Origin of the sequence: Actinoplanes sp. DH11, assembly GCF_020873875.1 — a bacterium.
In the GTDB taxonomy this organism is placed as follows: Bacteria; Actinomycetota; Actinomycetes; order Mycobacteriales; family Micromonosporaceae; genus Actinoplanes.
In genome coordinates this window covers 21,325-48,171 of sequence record NZ_JAHWGU010000035.1, presented here as the reverse complement: position 1 = coordinate 48,171, position 26,847 = coordinate 21,325, and the positions used below count along the sequence as shown (strand labels likewise).

Here is a 26,847-nt window from a genome sequence, read left to right as displayed (position 1 = left end):
GCCCAGTGCCAGGCGGTGCCACCGAACTCACCGACGACGGTTTCATCGTGGTGCGGGAACCGCAGCCGAGCGGGCTCAACCTCGCGTGGGTCATCCCGGTCGGGGTCGTAGCTCTCGCCGCCGTGTTCGGGGCCGGCTGGTGGGGCGGGTCCGCGTACACCAGCAATCAGCAGACCGAGCAGGGCGCGGCGGTGCTCGCCGGTGCCCGGGAGTTCTGCGACCCGACCGGCAGCGGCACCACGTTCGAGGACCGGGGACGCACGCTGTCGATCGACGGCCGCGGCACCGATGACCTCTCGTCGGGCAGCGGGCTGGAACCGGCCGCGATCAACTGCGTGCTCGATCAGGTCGGGGTGCCGCCGGATGTGCAGACCCGGATGGGGCAGACGACCCCGGAGGACGGTGAACAGACGGGTGAGTGGGCGGGTTACAGCGCGACGTGGTCGTACCGGATGGAGACCGGGTTCGACCTGGTCCTCCGCGCGGTGTGACCGGGCCGCCCAGGACACGGCCTAGTCCGGTGCGGCGGATCGGAGCGCGATGCCCGTACCCCCGGGGTCTCGCATCAGGCGCTCGGCGAGGGCGTCGCCCGCCGGGAGGGACCGGCGGCGGCGCTCCGCCAGCACCGCTGCCAGAAACGCGTCCGGCGGGGTTCCGGCGGGTGGTGCCGGGCGCACCCGGGCCGCCACCTCGCCGGCCAGGTCCTGTCGCAGCCGGGAACGGTGCGGATCGCGCAGCAGCGCGGCGCGGGAGAGGTACTGCCTGACCGACAGCGCCAGCCTGTCGTCGACCGCGGCGAGGTCCGCCACGGCGGCCCAGCCGGCCAAGTGTTGCGGCATCGGGGGCACGGGCAGCCAGGGGTACGGGCGCCGCACGTGCACCACCATCGTCCCGGCGGCCAGGTCACCCAGTCGCCGGCCGCGCGCCGAGCCGAGCATCGTGCCCAGGCTGATCATCCAGGTGACCAGGGGCAGGAGCAGGCCGGGCCACTCCACCGCGAACCCGATGAGCGCCCGGGTGAACGCGTGCCGCAGCCGGATCGGCCCGCCGTCGTCGCGGACCACGCGCAGGCCGACCAGGAGTTTGCCGACGCTGCGGCCGTTGGTGACCGTCTCGATCAGGGTCGGGTAGGCGAGCAGCACGATCACCACGACCGTCCGTAGCGTCGTGTCGAACAACGCGTCGTCGACCAGGCTGGGCGGCAGCGCACGCAGCGTGATCGAGGTGACCGCGAGCAGGAACAGCACGAGCACGGCCTGCACGCAGATGTCGACGCCGAGGGCGAGCGCGCGCGAACCGAGCCGCGCCGGGCGGACGTCAAGGGCGACCGCCTCCGCGTTGACAACGTCCCGCTCACCGACCACAGTCACCGGCACAGTAAACACGAAGGGCGCACGGTGGATCTCGACGCGTATGTGCTGGACCGGGCCGGTGAGTGGGACCGGATGGAGCAGCTCGCGCGGCGCCGCCGGCTCAGCGCCGCGGAGGCCGACGAACTGGTCGTGCTCTACCAGCGGGCGGCGACCCACCTGTCGGTGCTGCGCGGCCGCTCCCCCGACCCGCTCGTCCTGACCGACCTCTCCCGGCAGCTGATGGCGGCCCGCGCGGCGATCAGTCGCGGTCAGGGTTTCTCCTGGCGGTCGGTGCTGCGCTTCTTCACCGAGACGTTCCCGGCCCAGTTGTACGCGACGTGGCGCTGGTGGGCTCTCCTCGGCACGCTGCTGGTCGCCGGTGCCGCCGCGCTGATCGGCTACGTCAGCGCCCACCCCGAGGTGGCCGCGCACTTCCTCTCCGAGGAGCAGATCACCCAGCTGGTGGAGCGGGACTTCGTCGGCTACTACAGCCAGTACGAGCCGCAGAACTTCGCCGGCCAGGTCTGGACGAACAACGCCGTGCTCACCGCACAGTGCATCGCGGCCGGTGTGCTGGTCCTGCCGGTGTTCTACCTGCTCGGCGCGAACCTGCTCAACGTCGGCATCACCGGCGGGGTGCTTTCCTCGGCCGGCGCCGGTCAGACCTTCCTGACCTACCTCGCCCCGCACGGCCTGCTGGAACTGACAGCCGTCTTCGTCGGTGCCGCGGCAGGCCTGCGCCTCGGCTGGGCCTGGATCGCACCCGGCCCGACACTGACCCGCCGTCAGTCGCTGATCGACCGGGCCCGATCCGGCATGGTGATCGCTGTCGGTCTGGTGCCGGTGCTGGCGGTGGCCGGCCTGCTCGAGGCCTACGTCACCCCCTCCGGCCTGCCGGCGTCGTCCCGCGTCGGGATCGGCGCGCTGGCCTGGGTGGCGTTCCTCGCCTACGCCCTGTTGCTGGGCCGGGCGGCCCGGTCACGCACGGCGACACCGGAGGGCACGGCGTACGAGCTACCGCAGGCCTGATCACGTACGCCAACCGGCCGCCTCCCGCACGGCCTGGCCGTGCCGGTCCGGACCGCCCGGTCGTTCGTGGACGGCGGGTACATCGCCCGCTGACGCGGACGCGCCGCCCGGTGCGTTGTCAGCCCGGCGGTGCCGGTGCCGCCAGGAAGCCGAGCAGGGCGGCGGCCACCTGCTCCGGGGCCTCTTCAGCCTGGTGGTGCCCGCTTTCGATCAGCTGATGGTTGACCGGTCCGGCGACCCAGGGCGCCCAGATGCCTGTCGGGTCGCCGTGGATGTCGATGTCGTCGTGCACGGATTCGAGCAGCAGCATCGGGCACCGCACCCGCCGACCGGCGGCCCGGTCCGCCTCGTCGTGCTCCCGGTCGACGCCGAGGCCGGCCCGGTAGTCCTCGCACATCCCGTGCACCACGGCCGGATCCCGCAGCGCCTGCCACACGTCGGCGTGGTTGGCCTCGCCCATCGCGGCCGGGTCCGGGGTGCGGTACCAGGCGTCCGGATCGGCGTTGATCACCCGCTCGGCCGGCTTGTCCGTCTGGCCCAGGAACCACCAGTGCCACCAGACGCGCGCGAACGTGACGTCGGTGCGCTCCAGATGCTCGACCACCGGCAGGCCGTCCATGACAACCAGATGGGTGACCCGCTCCGGATGATCCATCGCGGTCCGGAACGCGGCGAGCGCACCCCGGTCGTGCCCGGCCACCGCGAACCGGTCGTGCCCCAGCCGGGCCATCAGCCGCACCACGTCGCGGGCCATCTCCCGCTTGCTGGACTGCACATGGCCGGGCGCGTCGGGCGGAAGCGTGGACCGGCCGTAACCACGCAGGTCCGGCGCGACCACGACATGTTCCCGGGCCAGGCGCGGCGCCACCGCGTGCCAGGTGGTGTGGGTACGCGGATGACCGTGCAGCAGCACCACCGGCGTACCGGCACCACCGTGCCGCACCCGGATCGACACGTCTCCCAGGTCGATGTGCTCGAGTGTGAAGTCGTCGAACATCAACTCATTGTCGGACACCGCACCGGTCGCGGCACGTCGCAGCGCGCGACACGATCGGCGCCGATCGGTCAGCTCCGGGGGAAGATCTCGGTCTCGGGGCGCTGCATGTACTCCATCGCCGCGGTGAACCTGGGATCGCTGAACCGTCGCGTCATTTCCTCGGCCGTCACGTCCTCGATGTGGGTCTGGATCCACCACACGTTGCCGAACGGATCGCGCACCCTGCCGACCAGGTCGCCGAACGCCAGATGGGTGACCTCCGAGATGGCGACGCCGCCCGCGTCGACCGCCTGCCGCTGCACGGCGTGCGCGTCGTCGACGTACAGCCGCAGGAACGCGGGGGTCGCGGGCCAGCTCGGGTCGCCGTCGAAGAGCATCACGATCGCGTCGCCGATCCGGACCTCCGCGTGCCCGATCCGGCCGCGGGCGTCGGTCACCCGGCCCAGTTCCGCGGCGCCGAACGCCTCGCGAAGGTAGTCGATGACCGCGGCCGTGTCGCGGGAGATGATCCACGGCGTGACGGTCGTGTAGCCCTCGGGGATCGCCTTGACAGACATATCGGGTGACTCCTCTGCGACCGGAAGTGTGTCACCGCCGAAGGTAGCCGCCGTTCCGGCCAGTTCCTGTCCCCAATGAACACTGCTAGAGGCGGCCGGTGGCTTTCAGCAGCAGGTAGGTGTCGGCGACCTGGCCGGCGAACGTGTCCGCGTCGGCGTCGACCACGTGGGCGCCGAACCGGGTCAGCACCTCGCGCACCCGGTCGCGTTCGCGCAGCACCCGCTGGGCGGAAGCCGCCGTGTGCACGTCGGCGGCGCCGGCCGACGGCGGCAGTTCGGCCAGCCGGGTGACCTCCGGGTCGCGGACCCCGGCGACGACGACCTGGTGGCGTGCCGTCAGGCGGGGCAGCAGGGGCAGCAGGCCCTCGACGATCGGGGCCGGCTCCAGCGCCGTGAAGATCACCAGCAGGGACCGTTTCTGATCACGCCGCAGGACGGCCGAGGCGAGCCGCGACCAGTCGGTCTCGGTGGCCTCCGGCGACAGTGACGCCATCGCGTCGATCAGGCGGTCGATCCGTGAGCCGGTCACCCGGGCCCGCACCTCGGCGTCGAGGGCGAGCAGGTCGACCCGGTCGTCGGCGCGGTGGGCGAGCACCGAGAGCAGCAGTGCGGCGTCGATGGCCGCGTCCAGCCGGGGCGCGTCGCCGACCCGGGCGGCGGAGGTGCGGCCGGTGTCGAGGACGCAGACGACCCGCCGGTCGCGTTCGGGGCGCCAGGTCCGGACCATCACGTCGTTGTTGCGCGCGCTGGCCCGCCAGTCGATGGATCGCACGTCGTCGCCGATCACGTACTCCCGCAGCACGTCGAACTCGGTGCCGTGCCCGCGGCCGCGGGTGACCGTCGAGCCTTCGATGACGCGCATCCGCGCCAGCTTCTCCGGCAGGATCCGGCGGGACGGGAAGTGCGGCAGCACCCGCAGCGTCCACGGCGGGGAGATCCGCTGGTTCCAGCGGCGGCTGCGCTGGCGGTACGCCACCCCGAACGGCCCCGTGGACCGCAGCGTGACGCGCACCGCCGGTCGGTCCCCGTGCCGCACCGGATCGAGCATGGTCGGCAGTTCCCGCTGCTCCCCACCGGGGACCAGCACGTCGTGCCGGGCCGGTCGTGCCCCCGCGGAGGGCACCCAGCTGTCCCGCAGCTGCAGGTTCACCGGCCGGCGGGCGGTGTTCGTGACGGTGAGGGTGACCGTCGCGGTGTTGCCGAGCCACACCGTCCGGTCGCCGTCGCGCCGCAGCCGCAGACCTTTCAGCGGCCCGGCCACGGCGAGGTCGAGCAGGGCGACCGCGACCGCGAAACCGGCCACGACCAGCAGGCCGATCCAGGGTGCCGGCAGCAGCGCGGGCAGCGGCAGGCCGACGGCGAGGATCCCGGCGAAACGGCGGGTGACCATCAGCGGGGGGCGGGTACCGCGGCGAGCACCCCGGCCAGCACGGCGGGCACGGTGACGCCGTCGAGTTCGGCGTCGGCCCGCAGGCGTACCCGGTGGCGCAGCGCGGGCACGGCGTACGCCTTCACGTCGTCGGGGACCACGTAGTCGCGCCCGCCGAGCCAGGCGTGTGCCTTGGCGATCGCGAGCAGCGCCGTCGCGCCGCGGGGTGAGGCCCCGAGTTCCAGGGCGGGCATCTGCCGGGTGGCGCGGCACAGGTCCACGATGTACGCGAGGACCGGGTCGGCGACCGACACCTGCCGGACGGCAGCGCGGCCGGCCGCCAGCTCCGCCGGACCGGCGACCGGTGTGACGCCGGCGGCCTTCAGGTCACGGGGGTCGAAGCCGCGGTGGTGCGCGCGCAGCACGTCGATCTCGTCGTCGCGTTCCGGCAGCGGCACCGACAGCTTGAGCAGGAACCGGTCGAGCTGGGCCTCCGGCAGCGGGTAGGTGCCCTCGTACTCGATGGGGTTCTGGGTCGCCGCGACCAGGAACGGCTGCGGCAGCGGCCGCGGGCTGCCGTCGACGCTTACCTGCCGTTCCTCCATCGCCTCGAGCAGTGCGGCCTGCGTCTTCGGCGGCGTCCGGTTGATCTCGTCGGCGAGCAGCAGGTTGGTGAAGACCGGCCCGGCCCGGAAGTTGAAGGCGGAGCTGCGCGCGTCGTACACGAGCGACCCGGTGACGTCGCCCGGCATCAGGTCGGGGGTGAACTGGACGCGCTTGGTGTCCAGGCTCAACGCCGCGGCGACCGCGCGGACGAGCAGGGTCTTGGCGACGCCGGGTACGCCTTCGAGCAGCACGTGCCCACCGCAGAGCAACGCCAGCACGACGCCGCCGACGACCTGTTCCTGCCCGACGACGGCCTTGCCGACCTCGGTGCGCAACCGGGTCAGCGCTGCACGGGCCTGCTCGTTCTCGGCGGTCACGACGGTTCTCCTTCTCGGCCTTGCGATGTCGGCGGTCGGCCCGATGTCGCCGGGCCGGCACCGGCCCGGCGCGTGACGTCACGCACCAGGTTCTGGACGTTGCGGGCGGCCGCCACGAGGTCGGCGTCGGTCTGCGGCACACCGCCGTCGAGCACGGCGCGGACCCGTTCCGGCGGCAGCCCCGCGTGGCCGGCCAGTTCGGTGCTGCTCGCGTCCGGCGGCAACCCGAGGTGCGCGGCCAACCGGCGCCGCGCGGTGGACCGCAGCACGTCCAGGGACGGGCCGCGGGCCCGGGCGCGCTGGTAGAGGCGGGCGTGACCGAGCATCGTCTCGTGTGCCGGCACCCGGGACGGCAGCGGCTCGGCGACCGGGGTGCCGAGCCGGCGCGCCCCGGCCGCGGCGAGCGCGAGCAGCGCGATCGCGGCGAGCAGCAGGGTCGCCCAGAACGACGGCGGGAACGCGTCGGTGAGCGGCGGGTCCTCGGGTTCCGGGGCCTGGGCCTGGTCGGGGGCCCCTTCGCCGCCAGCGCCGGGCGGGGGCGGCAGCTCGGGCAGCGACTCCCCGTCGCTGGGCTCGGCCGACGGCGTCGCCGACGACTCCTCCTCGTCCGCCGGGACGCTGTCATCCCACTCGTGCAGGTCGAGCCAGACCACCCGGCCGCCGCCGAGCATCGCGGTCGCGAACGCCTCGTTGGCATGCTCGGTGATCCGGTCGTTGCGGAACGGGTCGGCGGCGCCGACCAGGACCACCGTGGCCTCGCCGTCGTCGAAGGACACCAGACCGCCGTGGTAGCAGACGGTGTGCTCGTCGGAGGCGTACTCCTGGCGCTGCACGGCGGCCGGGCCGGGCAGCAGCGGCAGGGCGCAGTCGGCGCCGACGGCCCGGGCGGCCCAGCGGGTCCCGGCGTGCCGGACCGGCCAGGCGGTCTGGTCCAGGTCGCGGCGCTCGGCGGCGACGAGCACCAGGCGGGTACCGGCCGGGAACCCGGTCAGGCTCAGCCGACGCAGGTCGACGAAGGACGGCACCGGGATGAACAGGGTGGTGCCGGCGCGTTCGCGTACCCGCTCGATCGCCTCCCCGGTGGTGGCCGCCGTCTCCACCGTGGTGCCGCGGGCGCGGAGCGCGGCAGCCAGCCGCCCGCCGCCGATGTCCCGCTCCGAGGCCGGGTCGAGGTACGCGGCGTCGCCCGGGTCCGGCTGTTCCACGGCGTGCGCGAGCAGCGTGCCGCCGATCAGGACGGCCATCGCGGTGAACGGCAGGATCACCCGCATCCGGCGCTTCACCGCAGTCCGCCCACGGCGGTGCGTACCTCGTCGGTGAGCCGCCGCATCCGGGCGTCCTGCTCCGGGCCGGCGGGCTGCTCGCCGTACCAGACCTCGGAGAACAGCGTGGTCGCGGCGTCCAGTGCGGGGGCGATCGCCGGCTGGTTGCCGGCGGCGACCAGGGCCAGTTCGGCGGCCGTCGTCCCGGGTTGCGGCGCGATCAGGCCGGCCCGGGTGAGGTCACGGACGGTGTCGCGCAGACGTTGCCGGATGGCCTCGTCGTAGTGGCCGCCGGCGGCCAGGGCGTCGGCGTCGGCGGGCGCCGGCCGGGCCCCGCGCCTCGGCGCGGGGGCCTGCTGGGCGTCCTGGGGAGCCGACCGGAACCGGGGTGCCCGGGGACGGCGGAAGGACGGCGTGCGCCATCGTGGCCAGTGCCGCGGCACCCATGCCGGGTACCGGTGCCAGAGGACGGACACCGCCAGCGTGACGAGGAACAGGGTCAGCAGCACGACCCGGCCCGGCACCACGTCGAAGAGGTTCGCGACCCACTCGTCGTACGCCCGCGTCATGCCGCGTCCACCAGCACGGCCGATCCGTCCTCGCCGCGCGCCCGCGCCTGCCCGATCTCGATGTCCAGCCCCTCGGTCCGGATCCGCACCTCCAGCAGCAGCACCGCGTCCAGACAGGCCAGCGCCGCGTAGGCAACCGTATTCGCCAGCGCCCAGGCGACCGGCACCACCCACGCCAGCAGCTCCGGCCGCAGCGAGACCCCGATCTGCGACGCCGCCGCCACCCAGGCGGTGCCGAACGCGAACCGCACCAGGAACCAGGTGGCGTACCCGAGCAGGCGGATCAGCGCCGGCCGCAACCCGCTGCGCGCCGAGACCCGCACCGAACGGCCCAGCGCGGCGATCGGGCCGGGTGCCCGGTTCAGGGTGAGCAGCGGCGCGGCCAGGCCGATGAGCCCGTAGAGGATGAGCCAGGGCACGAACCCGCAGTACGCGGCGACGGCGGCGAGCACCCCGGCGACGGCGGCCAAGGCTGCCAGCGGGAGCGGCCGGGTCCGCGACCAGAGCGTGCGGTGGCGAACGTGGCGGCCGAGCAGGGCGGGGGCGGCGGCCGCTCCGGCGTACCCGCCGAGCAGCACCAGGATCACCGTCTCCAGGCCGAAGCCGATCGCGGCGACCGCCCACCAGCCGGACAGGTTCCCGAAATCCGGCAGATAGGTGGGCGCGCTCACGCCGGCGCCGTCGCGCAACCGGGCCAGGATCAGCTGCTCCCCGGCGGCCAGCGGGGCGGCCAGGGCGAACAGTGGCAGGGCCCGCTGGCGCAGCAGGGCCGCCCCGGCGTCGAGGAGTTCGCCGGCCGTCATCGGCCGCATCGGGACGACGGCAGGCACCGTGGAACCCGACGCCACTGCCCCATCCCGCATGGCGGGCAATCCTAGGTGATCACGCTGCCGTATTGTTTGCCACCAAGCACAGAAACTTGGGGGCAACGATGTCGGGTGTCACGCGGTTACAGCACGTGCTGGTCGTCGACGACGACGCGGCGGACACCCTGATGATCGAGGAGGCTCTGCTGAGCGTCCCCGAGCCACCGGTGGTGCACTCGGTCGAGGACGGCCGGGAGGCGCTCGACTACCTGCGCCGGATCGGCCGCTACGCCGACGAGCCGCGGCCGGACCTGGTGCTGCTCGACCTGAACATGCCGCGGATGAGCGGGCACGAGGTGCTCGCCGAGATCAAGCGGGACGAAAGCCTCAAGAGCATCCCGATCGTCGTGCTGACCACGTCCACGGCCGGGCCGGACATCACCGCGAGTTACGCGGAGCACGCGAACGCGTACGTCTCCAAGCCGATGGATCTCGATTCCTTCGAGGCCGCCGTCCGGAAGATCAACCACTTCTACAGCGAGATCGCGATCCTCCCCAGCTGAGGCCGGGTCCTTCCCGGCTGAGGTCGGCTTCGTCCGCATGAGATCAGCGGAGGCGGGCATCCGGGCGGCATGAGCTTCGTGCTGATGACCGGCGCCGCAGGGCGCATCGGGCGGATGCTGCACCCCCGGCTGCCGGAGATCCCCTGGCTGCTCACCGACCTCGAGCCGTCGCCCGGCATCGAGGCGCTGGACCTCACCGACGCAGCCGCGGTCGAACGGCGGATGCGCGGCGCCAGCGCGGTGGTCCATCTGGGCGGCATCCCCCGGGAGGCGTCGTTCGAGGCCGTTCTGGACACGAACGTACGGGGAACCGAACACGTCCTGCGAGCCGCCGCGAAAGCCGGTGTCCCGCGCGTCGTCATCGCCTCCAGCAACCACGCGACCGGCCGCCACGACCAGCACGGCCTGCCCGACGACGCACCACCGCGGCCGGACTCGTTCTACGGCTGGAGCAAGGCCGCCGTCGAGTCACTGGGCCGGCTCTACCACGACGTGCACGGCCTGCACGTGGTGTGCCTGCGCATCGGCCACTGCCTGGACCGCCCCGCCGACGTCCGCGACCTGTCGGTCTGGCTCTCCCCCGGCGACGCCGCCCGGCTGGTCGCGGCCGCCCTCACCGCCGACGGCTACCACCTCGTCTGGGGTGTCTCCGCCAACACCCGCCGCTGGTGGCCCGCCACCGGCGGTGCGGCGATCGGTTACCACCCCCGCGACGACGCCGAGCGATGGGCCGGCCAGGTGCACTGACCCGGGCTCAGCGCTCCGCTCCCTGCCGGGCGCGACGCGGGGCAGCGCGGGGGCAGCGCGGGGCGGCGTAGTGCGGTCAGCCCGGCTTGACCTGGCCGGAGACCCGGCTGATGCGGCCCTGCTCGTCGAGGTCGACGCGCATCTCGCTGCCGCCCGGGTGCCTGCCGACGACCAACTCCGGGCTCTCCTCGACCGACCAGCCCTGCTGGTGCAGGAACGCCCGCAGCACGCTCCGGTGATCGACCGGGAACGTCTGGATCACCTGTCCGAGCACGAGGAACGCCCGTTCGGGCGAAACCGGCGCGGTGACCTCCGGGGGCAGGCCCTCCAGGTGGAAGAAGACCGCACCACCGTCGTACGGCCCCCGGTAGTAACACCGCCCGGTAAGTCCGGAAGCGATCAGGGCGAGCCGCGCGCCGTCGGCCCGGTCGAGCGGGAACGACGCCTCGGTCAGCTCCGCCACGCCCGTTTGCCGCCCATACTCCCGCATCCATTCGCTCAGATGCACCAGGGGCGCGGGCAGGTTGCTGCCGGTGTTCGCCCAGGCCCACAGCCAGGTCTCGGTGGAGTGACTCTCGGTTCCGAGGAGCTGGATCGGGTAGCGCAGCTCGCCCCCGAACGTGGCGACCCCCTCGGTCAGATCCAGCTGCCAGTCCCGCTCCCCGATCAGGTCGGCGAGAGCGAGCTGGCGGCCGTAGGCGGTGGCGACATGCTGAGCGAACAGTTCGTCGAATGCGGACACCGGGCCACCATCTCAGACGAGGAACGCCTCGATGCGATCGGCCACCAGCTCCGGCGAGTGCACCGGCAGGTCGTGCGACGCACCGGGCACCAGCTCCACCCGCGCCGCCGGCATGGCCGTGCGCAGCCGCCGCGCGACCGCGGCGGCCGGGTAGAGCGCGCTGCGCTCCCCGAGCAGAACCAGCGTGGGCACGCTCACCGCGGCCAGGTCGGCGTCCGAGAACGGCGACGGTACGGGCAACCGGCGGCGGAACTTCATGGTCAGCGGGAACAGTGACATCAGCTCGTCGTCGCGCAGCGTGGCGTTGCGGACGAGCCCGGCCAGGCGGCGGCGCACCGGTGCCGGGCTGAGACCGGCGAGCCCGCCGGCGAGCAGCCAGATCCAGAACCGCGCGCCGATCGCCCCGAAGCCGCCCGGGTCGAGCAGGGTGAGGCTGGCCGTGCGGCCGGGGAACTCCTGGTCGTAGCGAAGCGCCGCCCAGCCGCCGTAGGACATGCCGACCAAGTGGGCGCCGTCCAGGCCGAGGCCGTCGAGGGTCTCGTCCAGGCACGTGACGACGTCCCGTTCGGTGCTGAGCGGACGGGTCTGCCGGGCGGCGCCGGGCTCCCCGATCGGATCCAGGGCGATCACCGGGTGGCGCCGGCCGAGGCGTTCGGCGTAGTGGTACCAGGTCAGCGCGTTCCCACCGGCACCGGGCAGCAGCACCACGGGCGTCCCGGTGGCGGCGCCGCCGCGGTAGGCGACGGCCTCGCCGTAACCCGTGGTCACCCGGATGGGGTCGGTTCCGCCGGGCAGCAGCCGCGCGAGCGCCGCCCGGTAGGCGGTGTCGAACCGCTCCTGACCGGCCGTACTGGTGAACGCGCTGACGCCTTCAGCGGTTTTCATGGTGCGAACGTATCATCAAAATAGACGACCGCCGTAGGGTGACGTCGTGGGAAACCGGATGCGCCTGGCCCGATACGCCGCCGCCGTCGTGGTGTTCACCCTGATGACCGGCGTCGGCGCCGACCTGCTGAGCCGCCGCGCCCCCGGCCTGGCCGGACCGTTCCTGATCGCCGGCGTCTCGGGCCTGCTCGGCTCCGTCACGGCCGCGTCCGGCCGCCCGCGCCCCGCCCGCTGGACCATGCTCACCGGCGCCGCGGCCGCGGCGGCCGCCGGCGTCGTCCTCGCCCCGGACGGCCTGGACCGCGGCTTCGTGATCGGCGCAGGCCTGCTCGTCGCCGCCCTGCTCGCGATCTTCGCCCTGCTGGCGACACCCCGGGCGAAGCAGGCCCGGGCCGATCGGCCCGGCTGACCGCCGGCCACGCACGCGGGATGATCCGCCGGCCATCCGTCGGGTGGCGGCCTACTGCCACGCCTCCACCCGGATCCGCACCGCCGTACCCTCCTCAGGCCCGGAGCTCGCGCAGCACGTCGGTGCGGGTGCCGTCCGGTTCGGCGGCGACCCGGCCGACCTCGACGAAGCCCGCCTTCGCCGCCACCGCGGCGGACGCGCCGTTGGCCTCGTCGTGCCGGATCACCACCCGCTCGATGCCGGGCAGGCTCAGCGCCACCCGGGCCAGCACGCGCACCGCCGCCGTCATGTGGCCGCGCCCCGCCCACGGTGTGCGCAACCAGTAGCCGATCTCCAGCGCACCTGGCCCGAACCGGGTCATCAGCCCGATCGAGCCGATCAGCTCGCCGACGGTGGTGAAGATGGCGTAGTTGAACTCGGTGCCCTCGGCCCAGCCCTGCACCGACATGGTGATGTAGGCCGACGCGGCGGCCCGGTCGTATCCGTCGGTGGCCCACGGCAGCCACGGCTTCAGCTCCGGCAGCGACTCGCGCACCGCGGCGGCGGCCTCGTCGGCCCACTCCGGTTCCCAGCGCTTCAGCACCAGCTCACCAGCATTGATCATCTCGGGCGGTTCCATGCCGGGTAGCTTGCGACGCGGCCACCCCGCACGCAAATCCATTCCGGTCCCGCACCCGGATCCCGCCGGTGAGCCCGATCACGGCCCGGCCCACGCCCGGTGCCCGAAGTGGCAGGTCAGCGGCCCCCACCTGCGCCGGCGCATTGATCTTCTTATGTCGTGAGGCCGATAAATGGCTGGGCCGCGCCGCGCCCGCGGACACAGAATGCGTCGTCATCCGTCAATGCTTGGAGATCCGATGTTGCACACCTCGCTCCGCCGCCGCGCGCTGTTCACCGCGGGCGGGGCCCTGGCCGGCTCACTCACCCTCTCCGGGGCCGCCGCGTCCGCCCCGGCCGGCATCGCCCCGGCCGGCACCGCCCCGGCCGGCACCGCCCCGGCCGGCACCGCTCCGGCCGGCACCACCCCGGCCCGCACCGCGCCGACACCGGACACCCCGCGCCGCGCCCTCGAGGCGATCCTGGCAGGCAACCGGCGCTTCGCCTCCGGCCACTCACGGCACCCCCATCAAGACCTGGCGAGGGTACGGGAGACCGCTCCCGCCCAGCACCCGTTCGTGATCGTCCTCGGCTGCGCGGACTCCCGCGTACCCCCGGAGGTGTTGTTCGACCAGGGCCTCGGTGACGTCTTCGACAACCGCGTCGCCGGCAACATCGTCGACGACCTGCTGCTGGGCAGCATCGAGTACGCGGTGGAGGAGTTCGCCCCGCCCCTGATCGTCGTCCTCGGCCACGAACGCTGCGGCGCCGTCTCGGCCACCCTGAACGCCATCCGCACCGGCGGCACCGCCCCCGGCCACATCGGCACGATCGTGTCGGCGCTGCGTCCCATCGTCACCCCGTACGTCAACGACCCCGACGGCGTCGAACACGCGGTCCGCGCCAACGTCCGAGCCCAGGCCGCCGCCCTGGTGTCCACCAGCGAAATCGTCCGCGAATCCGTCGACCACGGCCGGACGGCCGTGGTGGGCGCACGCTACGACCTGGAGTCCGGCCGCATGACACTGGTCCACTGACCCCCACCCGCCCCGCCGGCCGGGACCGACGTCCCGGCCAAAACCAACCTCCCGGCCCGGAACCAACCTTTCGGCCAGGGCCAACCTCCCGGCCAGGGCCAACATCCCGGTTGCCGGTAGCCGTCCCGGCAAGTCCGCCGCCCAGAACGACCGGCCGACCCAACCAGCTGTCACCCACGGCTGCCCCAACCCAACCAGCTGTCACTGGTGGCTGCTCCAACCCCACTCCAACCAGCCACCAGTGACAGCCCAGCCCGACGCAGACCCATGGCACCCCACACAAGGTGAACCCGCCCACCGCCGACCGCACCCACCGGTGATTGCCGAACCGACCCACCAGCTGTCACCCACGGCTGCCCCGACCCAACCAGCTGTCACTGGTGGCTGCCTCGACCCGACCAGCTGTCACCCACGGCTGCTCGAACCCCGCCAGAACCAGCCACCAGTGACAGCCCAGGCCGAAGCACTCACCGCACAAACCCGTGGCACCCACACAAGGTGAACCGCCCACCGCCGACCGCGCCCACCGGACCGACCCACCAGCTGTCACTCATGGCTGCCCCGACCCAACCAGCTGTCACTGGTGGCTGCTCCAACCCCACTCCAACCAGCCACCAGTGACAGCCCAGCGCGAAGCACTCACTCACCGGACAGACACCAGGCAGCCGCACGAAGTAGACCCCAGCCCACTGCTGATTGCGGCCACCGTGATGATCGAATTCGAGCTGTCTGCGGCAGGCGGCTCAAGACGGGATAGCACTGGCGCTCGGACGTCGGGCACAAGGAGGGCGACGGCAGGGCGGGGTGCCCACCGGCTGACCAGAGGCCCACCGCCTGACCAGAAGCGACCGGCTGGCCAGAGGCCCACCGGCCCACCAGGGGCGACCGGCTGATCAGGGGGCGACCGGCTGATCAGAGGGGCGACCGGCTGATCAGAGACGGTCAAAGGCGGGGCCCGTGGTGGCCCGGTGGATCAGGTGTGGGACGGGGCCCGGGTGGTCGGTCGGCGGCTGGCCCGCGACGGCGGCGAGAACGGCGCGGGCGAGGATCAGGCCGTGGGCGTGGACGTTCTTGCTGAGAGCGGAGAGCGGCGGCGACGATAGTTCGCAGAGGGGCGAGTCGTCCAGGGCGAGGAGGCTGAGGCGGGCGGGCACGGGGATGCCGGAGCGGGACAGTTCGCCGAGGGCCGCCACCGCCATCACGTCGTTGTCGAAGATCATGGCCGTGGGTGGCGGGTCGGTGCGGAGCAGGGTGCGGACGGCTCGGACGGCGGACTCGGGGCCGTAGTCGCCTTCGGCTTCGGTGACCCGTACACCATGGGTGTGTCCTGCCGTGAGCATGGCGGCGGACCGCTCGGCGGTGTGGATCAGGGCTTTCGGGCCGGTCACGCGGGCGATGTGGCGGTGCCCGAGCGCGACGAACGCCTCGACGGCGGTCGTGACCGCGCCGGCGTCGTCGGTGATCACGCGGGGGAAGCGGTCGGTGTCGCCGTGGCCGGCGAGGACGGCGGGCAGGCCCAGGTCGGCGAGCAGGGCCGGGCGCGGGTCGTCGTGGGTGAGGTTGACGACGACCACGGCGTCCACGGTGTGGTCGGCGGACCAGCGGCGGTAGGCGCCCAGTTCGGCCTCGCGGTCCGGCACGACCAGAAGCAGGACTGTGGCGCCGTGCGGTGCCAGGGCCTCCTCCATGCCGGCGATCAGTTCCATGAAGAACGGTTCGACACCGACCTGGGTGGCGTCGCCGGCGAAGACCAGTCCGATGAGGCCGTTCATCGCGGCGGTCTCATGAGCGGGCCACAACGGGGCGGTGTCCGGCCAGGGCGTTCGCCGAACGCAGCACCTCGGGAGCGGCGAACACCGACGGACCCGCGAACGCCGACGGACCCGCGAACGCCGACGAATCGACGGTGGCGGACGTGGTGACCGTGAAGGTGTGGCTCTCGCCGGGAAGCAGGTCGACGAGCATGTCGTCGACGGTGGCGTCCGGTGCCAGCCGGTCGGGCAGCAGCGCCACGTCCCGGGCGAAGGACGACGCCGTGACGGTGACCGCCCAGCCGCCGTCCACCGGCCGGGCGTCAACGCTCAGCGGCGCCGGGTCGTAGGCCAGGTCGAAGTCCTCGGCGAACAGATGGGTGGCGCGCAACCCATCGGCCTCGGCGACCAGGACGGTGTTCGAGGGGTCGGCCGGCCGGAGGCCGACGGGGATCAGCCGCACCGAGTGAGCCGGGACGTCGAAGTCGGCGGGGACGTCCGAGCCCGCCGGGGAATCCGCGACGGCACCGTCGAAGCCGAGCAGCCGCAGGTCTACCGGGGCGTGCCACGGCGAGGCGGTGTCGTTGATGACGGCCAGCACCGGGGCGTTGTCACGCCGGACGAACGCGAGGGTGCGTGGCGCGTAGGCGGACCGGACCGCGTACCACGCCGGTTTGAGCCGTTCCGCGCCGTCGACCACCGCCCACGAGGTGACCGGCCAGCAGTCGTTGAGCTGCCACAGGATGCTGCCCATGGTCCGGGGCGCGTGGGACCGCAGGTGCAGCACGGCGTACCGGGTGGCCCGCGCCTGGTTCAGCTGGGTGGCCCAGTGCCAGGCCGCGAAGTCGCCGGGTAGGGGCAGGTGCCGGGCGACGCCGCGGTCGAGTTTGCCGTTGCCGTCCTCGGCCTTCTGGTGCAGCAGGAACGCCGGTGAGTCCTTGCGCAGGTCACCGGGTGCCAGGGTCTCGACCAGGGTGGCCCAGGCGGGCGGCGCCTGCCAGCCGAACTCGGAGCAGAACCGGGGCACGAAGTTGTCGTGGTGCGTGTAGTCCTCGCGGTTCCACGCCTCCCATTCGTGCCGGGTGCCGTACCGGTCGTCGTTGGGGTGCACGTCCGCCGGGTCGTGGCCGGGGCTGGACGGGCTGCCCGGGTGGTACGGTCGGGTCGGGTCCAGTTCGGCCAGCAGGGCCGGGAAGTCCTCGTCGTAGTACCGGGCGCCCCAGGTGGCACCGTTCAGCGCCGCCTTCCAGCCCCAGTCCTCGTGGCCCCAGATGTTCTCGTTGCCGCCGTTCCAGAGGATCAGCGACGGGTGCGGGGCGAGCCGGGTGACGTTCTCCCGCGCCTCGGCGAGGATCTCGGAGCGGATCGGCTCCTCCTCGCTGTAGGCCGCGCAGGCGAGCGGGAAGTCCTGCCACACCAGCAGGCCGCGTTCGTCGCAGACGTCGTAGAAGTCGTCGGTCTCCCAGATGCCGCCACCCCAGACCCGCAGCAGGTTGGCGTTGGCGGCGAGCGCGCGGTCCGCGGCGCGTTCCAGTCGGGTACGCGTGACCCGCGTCAGCAGATGATCCTCGGGGATCCAGTTGAACCCGCGCACGAAGATCGGCTGATCGTTGACGACCAGGGTGAACCGGGAACCGTGCTCGTCCGGCGTCTCGTCGAGGTGGACGTCGCGGAACCCGACCCGGGTCCGGTAGCTGTCGACCTCGTCGCCGTCGTGCAGCAGCCGCACCTCGACGCCGACGAGGGGCTGCTCGCCGTACCCGGCCGGCCACCAGGTCGGCGCGTCCGGCATCGGGATCTCGACGACCGCGGTGTCCCGGCCGGCCAGTTTCTCCCGGTGCACCTCCGAGCCGGCAGTCACCTCGATCACCAGGTCGTCCGCTGCCAGCCGCTCCACCTCGACGGTGACGCCGAGGTGGCGCCGGGTGGCGAGGGGACGGACGGCGGCGAGCCGGGCGACACGCCACCGTTCCAGGCGCACCGGCTTCCAGATGCCGGCGGTCTGCAGGTCGGGACCCCAGTCCCAGCCGAACGAGCAGGCCATCTTGCGGATGGCGTTGAAGGGATGAGGGTACGGCCGGGGCCGCTCGCCGATCTCCGCCTGGACCTGTTCCGCGTGGTCGAGGGCGGCCGAGAACCGTACGCCCAGGGTCTGCTCCTCGCCGGTGAGCAGGTGACCCACGTCGAAGCGGTAGCCGCGGTGCATGTTCGCCGTCCGGCCGATCTCGTGGCCGTCCAGGTCGACGCGGGCGACCGTGTCCAGCCCGTCGAAGACCAGTTCCACCCGCTCCCCCGGCTCGGCGGGCGCGGCGCGCAGGACCGTCGCGTACTGCCACGACGACCGGTGGAACCAGGCCAGCGCCTCCTCGTTGCGATCCACGTAGGGGTCGGGGATCAGCCCGGCAGCCAGCAGGTCGGTGTGCACGGTGCCGGGGATGGCGGCGGGCACGACGGTGTCGGCGATCTCCGGGGGGATCGGGCCGCCGGTCGCGCGGACGGTCCACCCGGTGTGCAGCTCGGTCTTGCGCATCATCCCATTCTTAAGGAGCTGAAGTTAGCCAGTCAACGTGTAGTCTGCGGCGGTGAGCCGGCGCAGCGCCCGGGAGGCGATCCTCGATGTGATACGCGCCGCCGAGCCGCTGAGCCGCGTCGAGATCGCCCGGACCACCGGGCTCACCGAGGCCTCCGTGTCGATGACGGTCCGCCGCCTGCTCGACGAGGGCCTGGTCGTCGAGACCGGCCGCCGGCCGACCGCCGGCAAACCCCGCACGCTGCTGAAACTCGACCCCGGCGCACGCCTCGCGGTCGGCGTGCACCTTGACGCGGGCACCGCCACGTTCGTGCTGACCGGCCAGACCGGCGGCATCGTGTCCCGGCTGGCCCGGCCCACCGGCGCGCCCGCGTCCGCCGATGAACTCGCCGCCGGCGTGACGGTGCTGCTCGCCGGCTCCGGCGTGGACGTGGTGCGCTGCCTCGGCATCGGCCTGGTCCGCCCGCCCGGTAGCAGCCTGCTCCGTCCGCCCGGCGGCAGCCCGCTCCGTCCGCCCGGCGGCAGCCCGCTCTGTCCGCCCGGCGGCAGCGGTGACGACCTCGGCGAGCGGCTCGCGGCCGCGACCGGGCTGCCGGTGCTGGTGGAGAACGACGCGACGGCGGCCGCGGTCGGCGAGTACTGGGTGGCCCGCCGCGGCCCGGACCGGGCCTTCGCGGCCCTGCACCTGGGCAGCGCGATCGGCGCCGGGATCATGGTGGGCGGGCGGGCGCTGCGCGGCGGCGAGTTCGGGCATTTCTGTGTACGGGTGGACGGCCCGCCCTGCCCCTGCGGCAGCCGCGGCTGTCTCGAGGCGGTGGCCGGTCCCGGTACCGTCGTCGCCGCCGCCGCAGCCGATCCCGCAGCCGCCGCGGAGGCCGGTCTGGGCCCGCCCGGCTCGCGCGCGGTGGCCGCCGATTTCGCCGCGATCGCCCGCGCGGCACGGGCCGGCGCCCCGGCGTGCCACGCCCTGCTCGAGGACTCCGCCGAGCACGTCGCCGCCGCCGCCGAATCCGTCGTCAACCTGCTCGACCTCGACCTGATCGTGCTGACCGGCACCGGCTTCGCGGCGGCGTCCTTCGTCTACGGACCGGCCATCCTGCGCCGCCTGGAACCGGCCGACACCAGGACCTGGCACCGCTCGGTGACGGTGACCGTCTCGCCGGCCGCGGCGACCGCCTCCGCCACCGGCGCGGCCGCCCTGGTCCTGCAGTCACGCCTGCGCGCGCCCACCTGATCGACGGCCGTCCCTTTAAGATCGGCGGCATGTTTGCCGGCTGCCTGATCGCCATCTCGTTCGGAACCGTGTTCATCATGGTCAACAGCGCCGGCCTGCCGTCGCCGTGGCCGCCGGTGATCCAGGTCGCGGCCGTGATCACCGCGGTGGCCCTGCTCGTCGCCTTGTTCCGCTCCGGCAGCACGGCGCGCTCCGGCAGCACGGCCCGGTCCGCGCCGCGGGCCGCCGGTCACGGCTTCGCCGACCGTCGCTACTGGATCATCGTGGCGGTCGAGGTGGCTGCCCTGTTCGGCGGCCTCTACGTGATCAACGGTGTGCTGGACCGCCCGGAACTCGGCGTCGCCTGGGTCGCCACCGTGGTCGGCGTGCACTTCTTCGCCCTGGCCCGGGCGTGGCGGCTGCCGCTGTTCCACCTGCTCGGCGCGGCGATGACCCTGCTCGGCCTGGCCGGCTTCCTGGTGTACGCGGCCGGCGGCTCCGCGGCGACCGTCGCCCTGATCGCCGGGGTGGGTTCGGGTGTCGCGCTGTACGCGATGGTCGTCATGGCGTTGCGCTCCCCGGCGCGCTGACGGCCGTCATGGCGTCGCGCTCGCCGGTGGGCTGACGGTTGTCACGGCGTCGCGATCCCCGGCGGGCTGATGGTCGTCACGGCGTCGCGATCCCCGGTGGGCTGATGTTCGTCATGGCGTCACGCTCGCCGGTCCGATAACGTTTTTCTCCCGCCGCCGACGCCCGGGAAGTGACTGCCCAGTGGAGTACGAGCCCGTCTACGGACGGCGAGTACGCGCGATCAAGAACCGGCTGGAACGGCTCGAGCAGCGGCACGCCGCCCTGGAACACGAGCACGCCGATCTCCAGCGGGCGCTGGACGACGCCCGCGCCACGGTCGCCGAACTGCGGCCGCTCGTCGACCGATTCGGTGACACCACACCGGAAGACGTGCGCGACATGCTCGCCGCCGCCGAACGCGAGGTCGCCGAGACGCAGCGGCGGGCCGCGTCCATGCTGGCGGCGGCGCAGGAACGGGTGGCCGCGGCGCAGGCCCGCCGCGACGAGATCGTGGCCGCCGCCTCGCACGACGCGCAGGCGGCCGCGGCACGGATCCTGACCGAGGCCACCGACCGGGCGACCATGCTGCTGGGGCTCGCCGATCCCGGGGACGCCCGGGCCGAGGCGCAGCAGATGCTGGCCGACGCCAAGGTGGAGGCCGACCGGATGCGGTCCGCCGCCGAGCTCGAGATCGCCATGATGCGGCACACCGAGGAGCAGAGCATCACCCAGATGCGACTCATCGCCGAGTACGAGATCGCCGGACAGCGGGCCGCCGCCGAGCGGGAAGCCGGGGCGGCCCGGCCGGATGGACCCGCCGCACCGGAGCCCGACCCGCAGGGGCTGCCGGCGCCGCCGCAGTTCGACCTGGTCCTGAACGGGTATCACCGGGGCCAGGTGGACGCCTACATCGACTGGGCGGTCGGCTACCTCCAGCGGCGCCCGGCCCGCTTCCCCCGGCCGAGCAGGATTTTCACGTCGGTCCTGCGCGGATACCGGCAGGACCAGGTCGATCACTACGTCGGCAAGCTCGACGATCTGGTCGACCGCACCGGGCCGACGTGACCGGCACGAAGGGACCGCCAACAGTGGACCGACGGTCAATGTCGCCGGGCGCGCCGGTTCCGTTGCATGGTCAGTACGGCCCCGACCCGACACGAGAAGACGGTGACGCGCAACGATGACCGACACCGCCGGACCGGCACCCCGCGGGGACCGCCGGGCCAGGGCCATCCGGGGCCGGCTCGACGGACTCCAGCAGCGGTACGCCGCCCTCGAACACGCCAAGGCCGACACCGACCGGCAGCTCCACGACGCCCGGTCCGACCTCGCCGCCCTGTCGTCGGAGGTGGCCGAGGTCCGGGAACGGCTGTCCCGCTACGGCGACAGCACCCCCGAGGACCTGCGGGACGCGGCCGCCGCGGCGGACCGGGAGCTGGCCGCCGCCCGGGCCCGCGCCGACGAGATCGTGGCCGAGGCGAAACGGGCCGCCACCGACGCGTGGGACGAGGCGCAACGCCGGATCGCCGCGGCCACCGAGGCCGGGCGGCACGAGGCGGACGCGCGACTCGCGCAGGCCGCGCAGCGGGCGGCCGAGCTGCTGGCGATGGCCGATCCGGAGGACCAGAAGGCCGAGGCAGCCAAGCTGGTCAAGGCGGCCCAGGTGCGGGAGGCCGAGATCATCGACCAGGCCCGGGCGTACGCCGGGGTGGTGCGCGCCACCGCCGAACGCGAGACCGAAGACCTGCGCAACGCGACCGCGAGGGAGGCCGCCGAGCTGAGAACCACCGTGAGGCGCGAGATCGCGTCCATGCGAGCGACCGCCGAGCGGGAGATCACCCAGCTCCGTGCGAGGGCGGCACGGGAGGCCGAAGAGAGACGCGCCGAGGCGACGACGGCACTCGGCGACGCACGCGCCAACGGGGATTCTGAGACGCGGAGAGGGATCGTTTATGGGGAACCGCTGCCCAAGCCGGGGAAATCCGACGCAGCTGCCGACACGCTGTCCAGCCCCCGGGCTGCGGTGCCCCTGCCGACGCATAAGCGTCGCCTGGTCATCCCGCCGATGCCGGAGTTCACGGTCAGCCTGCGCGGTTATGCCCGCACCGAGGTCGACGAATACGCCGTCTGGTGCCAGAACCGGTTGCGGGGACTCGCCCCGGGTCCGCGGCCGTCGAAGAACTTCACCGTTCAGCTGCGCGGCTACGAGCGCACCGAGGTCGACAAGTACATCGGCGAGCTGGAGGCACTGCTCCGGGGCGAGGGGATGCAGCCGTGAGGGCCGTACCCGTACGCAAAGCGGTCCTCATCGGCATCGAGCGCTTCGGTGGCCCCGCCACCGATCCGGAGATCCCCGCCGACCACGCCTGGGATCCGCTGGAGATGGCCGGCGACCGGATCAAGGCGCTGGGCGCGGTCCTCACCCGGTTCGGGTACGACTGTGTGGCCCCTGACGACACCCGGCGGCTGCGGGCCGCCGACCTGGCCGGTCACTTCTGGGCCGCCGCCGACGAGCTCGGCCCGGACGACGTCCTGCTCGTGCATGTGCTCAGTCACGGCATGCTGACCAGGGCGGGCACGCTCTACGTGGTCGGGTCGGACGGCGCGTACCACGCGATGAGTGACGTCACCGCCTGGTTGCTGCGGATCGCGGACTTCCCGCAGGCGCCGCGTACCCTCTTCCTGCTCGACCTGTGCCAGGCCGGTGCGGCGGCCCGGCTCGACTGGCAGCTCGCCACCGCCGGCGGCGACGGCCGGGCCTGGGTCATCGCCGCCTGCTCGCCGGAGACGAAGGCCTACAACGGGCGCTTCACCGAGGCGCTGATCAACGTGCTGGGCCGGTTCGCCGACAACGAGGGCGACGTGCACGCCACCCGGGAACACATCCCGCTCGAACTGATCGGCCGGACCGTGCGGCGCGAGGTGGGCCGCCTCGCCAGGGAGCAGCACGCCCTGCCGCAGCAGGTGATCGGCAGCGTCCTGGACATCACCGCCGACCCGGACCTGCCGCCGTTCTTCCGCAACGCCGGGCACGCCACCGACGACCGCAACCTGGCGCGGCCCCGGGTGGACGTGACGACCACACCGTTCCTCGACGACGTGGACGAGTCCCTGGACCCGGAGTTCTTCATCGAACGGGCCCGCGGGTCGCACACCCGCGGCGTGGGCTGTTTCAGCGGGCGGCGGCGGGAGTTGAAGACGCTGTCGGCGTGGTTCGACGGGCAGGACGACGTCTCGCTGCGGGTGATCACCGGTAGTCCGGGGGTCGGCAAGTCCGCGCTGGTCGGGGTCCTGGTCTGCGCCGCTCATCCGGTGCTGCGCGAGCCGACCCGCACGATTTGGGACCACGTCGAGCGGGCGCCGTTCACGTGTGCCGGGCTGGCCGCGGTGCACGCGCGGCAGCGGACGGCCGACGAGATCCGGCACGCCCTCGCCCGGCAGCTGGGGCTGACCCCGCACGACGGCGACCAGTGGCATCCGGCGGACTTCGAGGAACAGGTGGCCCGGCGGCCGCGACCGCCGGTGATCGTCGTCGACGCCCTGGACGAGGCGGAACAGCCGCGCGACGTGCTGCACCGGGTGCTGCTTCCGCTGGCGGATCTGCGCCGCCCGGACGGCGGGGCCGCGTGCCGGTTGCTTGTCGCGATGCGGCCCTGGGACGACTTCGCGCCGCTGCGCGACCTCGCCGAGCGGGGCGGCGGGCTCATCGACCTGGACCGGGTCAGTCACGAGGAGCTGCGCCGCGACCTGTACCGCTACGTCGACGACCTGCTCAGCTACCACCCGCCGTACGACCACGAGGACTTCACCGGCTCGCGGGCCAGCTTCGCCGACGGGGTGGCCCGCACCCTGACCACCCACCGGGCCACGAGCACCGGGCCGCGGTGGGGAGAGTTCCTGGTGGCCGGGCTCTACACCCATCATCTGATCAGCCAGGACGCGGTTACCGACAGCCGGGAGGCGACCCGGCGGGGCCGCGAGGTGCCGGTCACGCTGCCCGATCTGCTGGAGGTGGACCTCGCCGCCCGTACCCGGATCCGCTGGCTGCGCCCGGTCCTGGTGGCCCTCGCCCACGCCCGCGGGCAGGGCATGTCGGTGGAGACGGTGCGGCACGCCGCGGTGGCGTTCGCACCGGACGCCGGCGACGAGGTGCCGTCGCACGCCACCATCGCGGCGGCGATCCGGGAGGCGCGCTTCTATCTGCGGCACGCCGCCGACGTCGACGGCACCACCCAGTTCCGGTTGTTCCATCAGGGACTCGCCGACTACCTGCGGCGCCACCACGACGGACCGGCCGAGTCCGAGGTGTCCGGGCCGGCCGGTGCGGAACGGCTCACCCGAGCCCTGCTCACCCCGCTCGACGGGCCCGGCGGCCGCAGGTGGGACGAGGCGGAGCCGTACCTGCTGCGCCATCTGGCGCACCACGCCCTCGAGGGCGGCTGCCCGGAACTGCTCACCGAGGACCCCGACTTCTTCGTGTACGCGGACCCGGACGCCGTGACCACCCTGCTCGCCCGGCAGGCGCCGCCGTGGCTGACCGCCACCGACTGGCCCGCGCTGCTGCCCGCGATGGACGGTTCCGCGCTGTCCCGCCGGTACGCCCTGGCCCGGCACGCCCTGACCCGGCAAGCGCCCGCCCGGCACGCCCCTCGTTCCGTGGACCGGCGGCTGGCCGCTCCGCTGCGCTGGCAGCCGGCCTGGTCGGTGGGGCCGCACGAGCTGCCCGGCAATGCTGAACTGGTGCTGGCCGGCGAACCCGCCACCGCGGTGGCCACGACCAGGGTGGGCGGCGAGCCGTTCGCGGTGGCGGCCACCGCCGGTGGCGGGCTCACCGCCTGGCATCTGAGCGAACGCCGCCGCTGCTGGTCGCTGCGGGGGACGCTGCCGATTCTGGAGCTCGACGCCCGGGACGGCCGGGTGGTCGCCCGGGATGCCTTCGGCCGGACGGGGGCGTACGACGTGCGCACCGCGGTGACAAGGAAGCTGCCGCCCGGTGTGCGTTTCCCGGACACGGCCGCGACGACCGCAACTGTCCCGACCGAGAGTGGCCTTCTGCTGGTCAGGGCGGATCCGGCGGGCGGCGTACGCCTGTTCCGGGACGCCGCCGAGCCGGTGCCGTGCGGCATGTTCGGGACGAACCAGCCGGTCACCGCGCTCGCCTGTGCGGGCGGGGTCGGCGTGGTGCGGATCGCCACGGTGGAGGGCCCGGAGATCGTGCTGACCACCTGGAACCTGCGCAAGAGGCTGGTCGGCAGCCGGGAGGTGCTCGGCCACGCCCCGCGGACCCGGAACGTCTCGCTGGTGCAGCACGGCCGGCACGCGTACGTCGTCACCGGCGGCGACGACGTCCGGGCCTGGCGCCTGCCCCGGTGGAACCCGGAACCGGCCCGGCACGCGACCCCGGCGATCGTCGCGTTGTGGCCCGGCCTCGCCGCCGTCGGCACCGACCAGGGCTCGCTGACCGTGCACGACGCGACAACCGGCGAGGTGCTGACCCGGGTGCCCGCCGCGCACACCGCCGGAGTCACCTGTCTCGGCTTCACCGCCCTGAACGGCCGCACCGTGATCGCCACCGGGTCGGCGACCGGCGACGTCGCCGTCTGGGACGCCGCCGACGGTTCCTGCCTGTTCCTCCAGGTGTCGCTCTTCGACGAGCCGGTCGCCCGGCTCACGCCGGTCCTCGACGGCAGTGTCATCCGGGTCGTCGTCCACAGCGCCACCCACAAGATCATCCTGGCCGGCGGGACCAAGGCCGTCCCCGTCCAGGCGGACTGGCCGGTCCCGGCCGAGGAGCCGAGGCTCGGCGGGCCGGTTTACTCCGCCGAGGTGGACGCCCGCGGCTTCGTGCACATCGCGGACTCGCTGACCGGCCGCCGCCGCGAGACCATCACCGCCGGCCGGCCGGTCCGTCAGGCCCGCGCCACCGCCGACGGGCACCTGTTCGTGCTGCTGGACAACGTCGACGCTGTCCTCTATCGGAGACGAGGAATCCCGTGACGAAAGCCCCCGTGGTCGCCATCCACGGCATCTGGAACCGGCAACCCGGCGTCGAACCGGCCCGGGCCGCCGCCCTGCTCGCCGAGCGCTGGACCACGAAACTCGCCGCCGGCTACCGCGACGCCGGCCTGAGCACCCCACCCCCGCCGGTGGCCGCCGCCTACTACGCCGACCTGCTCGACGACCAGGCCCAGGGCGCCGGCGACGAACTGGAGGCGCTGACCCCGCAGGAGCAGGCCTGGGCCTGGGAATGGATGGTGCAGGCCGGCGTGCCGGTGGAGGCGTCGCAGGGCCCGCTCACCTATCCCCTGCGCCAGGGCCTGGACTGGCTGGCCCAGCACTGGGATCCGGGCGCCCGCGCGATCGGCCGGCTGATGACCGCGCTGCTGCGCGAGGTCTACCTCTACCTGACCCGTCCCGGCGTCCGGGCTCGCTGCCGCCAGTCCGTGATCGACGCCATCGACAGCAGCGGTGCCCGCGTCGTGGTGGCGCACTCACTCGGTTCGGTCGTCGCCTACGAAGCCCTGTGCGCCCACCCGGACCGTGAGATCGACCTGTTCGTCACCCTCGGCTCTCCTCTCGGCCTGCGCGGCGCCGTCTTCGAGGCCCTGGACCCGGAACCGGTGAACGGCCGCGCCGTGCGCCCCGCCGGCGTCGGCCGCTGGGTCAACATCGCCGACCCCGGCGACCTGGTGGCCCTGCCCAACGAACTCGGCGGCGCCTTCCCGGTCGACCACCACGACAAGGCTTACCTGGGCAAAGTCGACTTCCACACCCTCGGCGGCTACCTCTCCACCGGCCTGACCGCCGCCGCCGTAGCCCCGTACCTGTAACCCCACCGCGTACCGGCACACCGCGAGGGTGAGAATTTTAACCAGCTTA

At 73.4% G+C, this 26,847-nt stretch carries 25 protein-coding genes; 12 read left to right on the top strand and 13 right to left on the bottom strand.

The window, feature by feature from the left end; genetic code table 11:
- The first annotated feature begins 5 nt into the window (after positions 1–5).
- Positions 6–491: a hypothetical protein gene (locus tag LPA41_RS35430; protein WP_229075620.1), complete on the top strand. Its 486-nt coding sequence runs from the start codon at positions 6–8 to the stop codon at positions 489–491.
- Between the two features lie 21 nt (positions 492–512).
- On the opposite strand, the gene LPA41_RS35425 is transcribed toward LPA41_RS35430, so the two are convergent.
- Complete coding sequence (locus LPA41_RS35425; protein ID WP_229075619.1) at positions 513–1,370, bottom strand: RDD family protein; 858 nt, start codon at positions 1,368–1,370, stop codon at positions 513–515.
- A 27-nt stretch (positions 1,371–1,397) separates the two neighbouring features.
- Between LPA41_RS35425 and LPA41_RS35420 the strand changes: the two genes are divergently transcribed.
- Positions 1,398–2,381, top strand: coding sequence for a stage II sporulation protein M (locus LPA41_RS35420; protein WP_229075618.1), 984 nt, complete (start codon positions 1,398–1,400; stop codon positions 2,379–2,381).
- A gap of 118 nt (positions 2,382–2,499) precedes the next feature.
- On the opposite strand, the gene LPA41_RS35415 is transcribed toward LPA41_RS35420, so the two are convergent.
- From LPA41_RS35415 to LPA41_RS35385, 7 genes are all read right to left on the bottom strand, one after another.
- The gene (locus LPA41_RS35415) at positions 2,500–3,378 is read right to left on the bottom strand and encodes an alpha/beta fold hydrolase (RefSeq protein WP_229075617.1); all 879 of its coding nucleotides are present in this window, start codon (positions 3,376–3,378) and stop codon (positions 2,500–2,502) included.
- Between the two features lie 68 nt (positions 3,379–3,446).
- Complete coding sequence (locus LPA41_RS35410; protein WP_229075616.1) at positions 3,447–3,935, bottom strand: VOC family protein; 489 nt, start codon at positions 3,933–3,935, stop codon at positions 3,447–3,449.
- An 85-nt stretch (positions 3,936–4,020) separates the two neighbouring features.
- Positions 4,021–5,325, bottom strand: coding sequence for a DUF58 domain-containing protein (locus tag LPA41_RS35405; protein ID WP_229075615.1), 1,305 nt, complete (start codon positions 5,323–5,325; stop codon positions 4,021–4,023).
- Positions 5,325–6,332, bottom strand: a complete 1,008-nt coding sequence (locus LPA41_RS35400) for an AAA family ATPase (RefSeq protein WP_374238248.1) — start codon at positions 6,330–6,332, stop codon at positions 5,325–5,327. Before LPA41_RS35400 ends, LPA41_RS35405 begins: the two co-directional genes overlap by 1 nt.
- Positions 6,284–7,558, bottom strand: coding sequence for a DUF4350 domain-containing protein (locus LPA41_RS35395; RefSeq protein WP_229075613.1), 1,275 nt, complete (start codon positions 7,556–7,558; stop codon positions 6,284–6,286). Before LPA41_RS35395 ends, LPA41_RS35400 begins: the two co-directional genes overlap by 49 nt.
- 8 nt (positions 7,559–7,566) lie before the next feature.
- On the bottom strand, positions 7,567–8,118 hold the full coding sequence (locus tag LPA41_RS42570; protein ID WP_304523817.1) for a DUF4129 domain-containing protein: 552 nt from the start codon (positions 8,116–8,118) through the stop codon (positions 7,567–7,569).
- Positions 8,115–8,981, bottom strand: a complete 867-nt coding sequence (locus LPA41_RS35385) for a hypothetical protein (protein ID WP_229075612.1) — start codon at positions 8,979–8,981, stop codon at positions 8,115–8,117. The genes LPA41_RS42570 and LPA41_RS35385 overlap by 4 nt, the downstream gene beginning before the upstream one ends.
- Before the next feature lie 68 nt (positions 8,982–9,049).
- Here LPA41_RS35385 and LPA41_RS35380 point away from each other — a divergent pair, with 68 nt between their 5' ends.
- Together LPA41_RS35380 and LPA41_RS35375 are read left to right on the top strand one after the other, a co-directional pair.
- The gene (locus tag LPA41_RS35380; RefSeq protein WP_229075611.1) at positions 9,050–9,487 is read left to right on the top strand and encodes a response regulator; all 438 of its coding nucleotides are present in this window, start codon (positions 9,050–9,052) and stop codon (positions 9,485–9,487) included.
- A gap of 69 nt (positions 9,488–9,556) precedes the next feature.
- A complete protein-coding gene (locus tag LPA41_RS35375; protein ID WP_304523816.1) occupies positions 9,557–10,234 on the top strand; it encodes an NAD(P)-dependent oxidoreductase in 678 nt (225 codons plus the stop codon).
- Between the two features lie 76 nt (positions 10,235–10,310).
- Here LPA41_RS35375 and LPA41_RS35370 read toward each other — a convergent pair whose 3' ends face one another.
- Positions 10,311–10,976, bottom strand: coding sequence for a DUF6882 domain-containing protein (locus tag LPA41_RS35370; protein WP_229075610.1), 666 nt, complete (start codon positions 10,974–10,976; stop codon positions 10,311–10,313).
- A 12-nt stretch (positions 10,977–10,988) separates the two neighbouring features.
- Complete coding sequence (locus tag LPA41_RS35365) at positions 10,989–11,861, bottom strand: alpha/beta fold hydrolase (protein ID WP_229075609.1); 873 nt, start codon at positions 11,859–11,861, stop codon at positions 10,989–10,991.
- Between the two features lie 46 nt (positions 11,862–11,907).
- On the opposite strand from LPA41_RS35365, the gene LPA41_RS35360 reads away from it, so the two are divergent.
- Positions 11,908–12,270 (top strand): hypothetical protein, encoded by a 363-nt coding sequence (locus LPA41_RS35360; protein WP_229075608.1) that lies wholly within the window; start codon positions 11,908–11,910, stop codon positions 12,268–12,270.
- A gap of 94 nt (positions 12,271–12,364) precedes the next feature.
- Here LPA41_RS35360 and LPA41_RS35355 read toward each other — a convergent pair whose 3' ends face one another.
- Positions 12,365–12,889: a GNAT family N-acetyltransferase gene (locus LPA41_RS35355; protein ID WP_229075607.1), complete on the bottom strand. Its 525-nt coding sequence runs from the start codon at positions 12,887–12,889 to the stop codon at positions 12,365–12,367.
- A gap of 238 nt (positions 12,890–13,127) precedes the next feature.
- On the opposite strand from LPA41_RS35355, the gene LPA41_RS35350 reads away from it, so the two are divergent.
- On the top strand, positions 13,128–13,904 hold the full coding sequence (locus LPA41_RS35350) for a carbonic anhydrase (protein ID WP_229075606.1): 777 nt from the start codon (positions 13,128–13,130) through the stop codon (positions 13,902–13,904).
- 932 nt (positions 13,905–14,836) lie between these two features.
- Here the strand turns inward: LPA41_RS35350 and LPA41_RS35345 are convergent.
- On the bottom strand, positions 14,837–15,676 hold the full coding sequence (locus LPA41_RS35345) for a LacI family DNA-binding transcriptional regulator (RefSeq protein WP_229075605.1): 840 nt from the start codon (positions 15,674–15,676) through the stop codon (positions 14,837–14,839).
- Between the two features lie 10 nt (positions 15,677–15,686).
- Complete coding sequence (locus LPA41_RS35340) at positions 15,687–18,185, bottom strand: glycoside hydrolase family 2 TIM barrel-domain containing protein (RefSeq protein ID WP_229075604.1); 2,499 nt, start codon at positions 18,183–18,185, stop codon at positions 15,687–15,689.
- A gap of 52 nt (positions 18,186–18,237) precedes the next feature.
- On the opposite strand from LPA41_RS35340, the gene LPA41_RS35335 reads away from it, so the two are divergent.
- The 6 genes from LPA41_RS35335 to LPA41_RS35310 all read left to right on the top strand — a co-directional run bounded on the left by LPA41_RS35335 (position 18,238) and on the right by LPA41_RS35310 (position 26,798).
- Positions 18,238–19,419, top strand: a complete 1,182-nt coding sequence (locus tag LPA41_RS35335; protein WP_229075603.1) for an ROK family transcriptional regulator — start codon at positions 18,238–18,240, stop codon at positions 19,417–19,419.
- 29 nt (positions 19,420–19,448) lie between these two features.
- Positions 19,449–19,988, top strand: coding sequence for a hypothetical protein (locus LPA41_RS35330; protein ID WP_229075602.1), 540 nt, complete (start codon positions 19,449–19,451; stop codon positions 19,986–19,988).
- A 181-nt stretch (positions 19,989–20,169) separates the two neighbouring features.
- Positions 20,170–21,033, top strand: coding sequence for a hypothetical protein (locus tag LPA41_RS35325; RefSeq protein ID WP_229075601.1), 864 nt, complete (start codon positions 20,170–20,172; stop codon positions 21,031–21,033).
- 115 nt (positions 21,034–21,148) lie between these two features.
- On the top strand, positions 21,149–22,246 hold the full coding sequence (locus LPA41_RS35320) for a hypothetical protein (RefSeq protein WP_229075600.1): 1,098 nt from the start codon (positions 21,149–21,151) through the stop codon (positions 22,244–22,246).
- Positions 22,243–25,965: a hypothetical protein gene (locus LPA41_RS35315; protein ID WP_229075599.1), complete on the top strand. Its 3,723-nt coding sequence runs from the start codon at positions 22,243–22,245 to the stop codon at positions 25,963–25,965. Before LPA41_RS35320 ends, LPA41_RS35315 begins: the two co-directional genes overlap by 4 nt.
- The gene (locus tag LPA41_RS35310; RefSeq protein WP_229075598.1) at positions 25,962–26,798 is read left to right on the top strand and encodes a hypothetical protein; all 837 of its coding nucleotides are present in this window, start codon (positions 25,962–25,964) and stop codon (positions 26,796–26,798) included. The genes LPA41_RS35315 and LPA41_RS35310 overlap by 4 nt, the downstream gene beginning before the upstream one ends.
- Positions 26,799–26,847 lie beyond the last annotated feature (49 nt).

Coding starts and splice junctions, on each gene's coding strand:
- LPA41_RS35415 (WP_229075617.1), bottom strand. CDS start 3,378: ATGTTCGACGACTTCACACTCGAGCACATCGACCTGGGAGACGTGTCG.
- LPA41_RS35410 (WP_229075616.1), bottom strand. CDS start 3,935: ATGTCTGTCAAGGCGATCCCCGAGGGCTACACGACCGTCACGCCGTGG.
- LPA41_RS35405 (WP_229075615.1), bottom strand. CDS start 5,325: ATGGTCACCCGCCGTTTCGCCGGGATCCTCGCCGTCGGCCTGCCGCTG.
- LPA41_RS35395 (WP_229075613.1), bottom strand. CDS start 7,558: ATGCGGGTGATCCTGCCGTTCACCGCGATGGCCGTCCTGATCGGCGGC.
- LPA41_RS42570 (WP_304523817.1), bottom strand. CDS start 8,118: ATGACGCGGGCGTACGACGAGTGGGTCGCGAACCTCTTCGACGTGGTG.
- LPA41_RS35385 (WP_229075612.1), bottom strand. CDS start 8,981: ATGCGGGATGGGGCAGTGGCGTCGGGTTCCACGGTGCCTGCCGTCGTC.
- LPA41_RS35380 (WP_229075611.1), top strand. CDS start 9,050: ATGTCGGGTGTCACGCGGTTACAGCACGTGCTGGTCGTCGACGACGAC.
- LPA41_RS35375 (WP_304523816.1), top strand. CDS start 9,557: ATGAGCTTCGTGCTGATGACCGGCGCCGCAGGGCGCATCGGGCGGATG.
- LPA41_RS35365 (WP_229075609.1), bottom strand. CDS start 11,861: ATGAAAACCGCTGAAGGCGTCAGCGCGTTCACCAGTACGGCCGGTCAG.
- LPA41_RS35355 (WP_229075607.1), bottom strand. CDS start 12,889: ATGGAACCGCCCGAGATGATCAATGCTGGTGAGCTGGTGCTGAAGCGC.
- LPA41_RS35350 (WP_229075606.1), top strand. CDS start 13,128: ATGTTGCACACCTCGCTCCGCCGCCGCGCGCTGTTCACCGCGGGCGGG.
- LPA41_RS35345 (WP_229075605.1), bottom strand. CDS start 15,676: ATGAACGGCCTCATCGGACTGGTCTTCGCCGGCGACGCCACCCAGGTC.
- LPA41_RS35340 (WP_229075604.1), bottom strand. CDS start 18,185: ATGCGCAAGACCGAGCTGCACACCGGGTGGACCGTCCGCGCGACCGGC.
- LPA41_RS35330 (WP_229075602.1), top strand. CDS start 19,449: ATGTTTGCCGGCTGCCTGATCGCCATCTCGTTCGGAACCGTGTTCATC.
- LPA41_RS35320 (WP_229075600.1), top strand. CDS start 21,149: ATGACCGACACCGCCGGACCGGCACCCCGCGGGGACCGCCGGGCCAGG.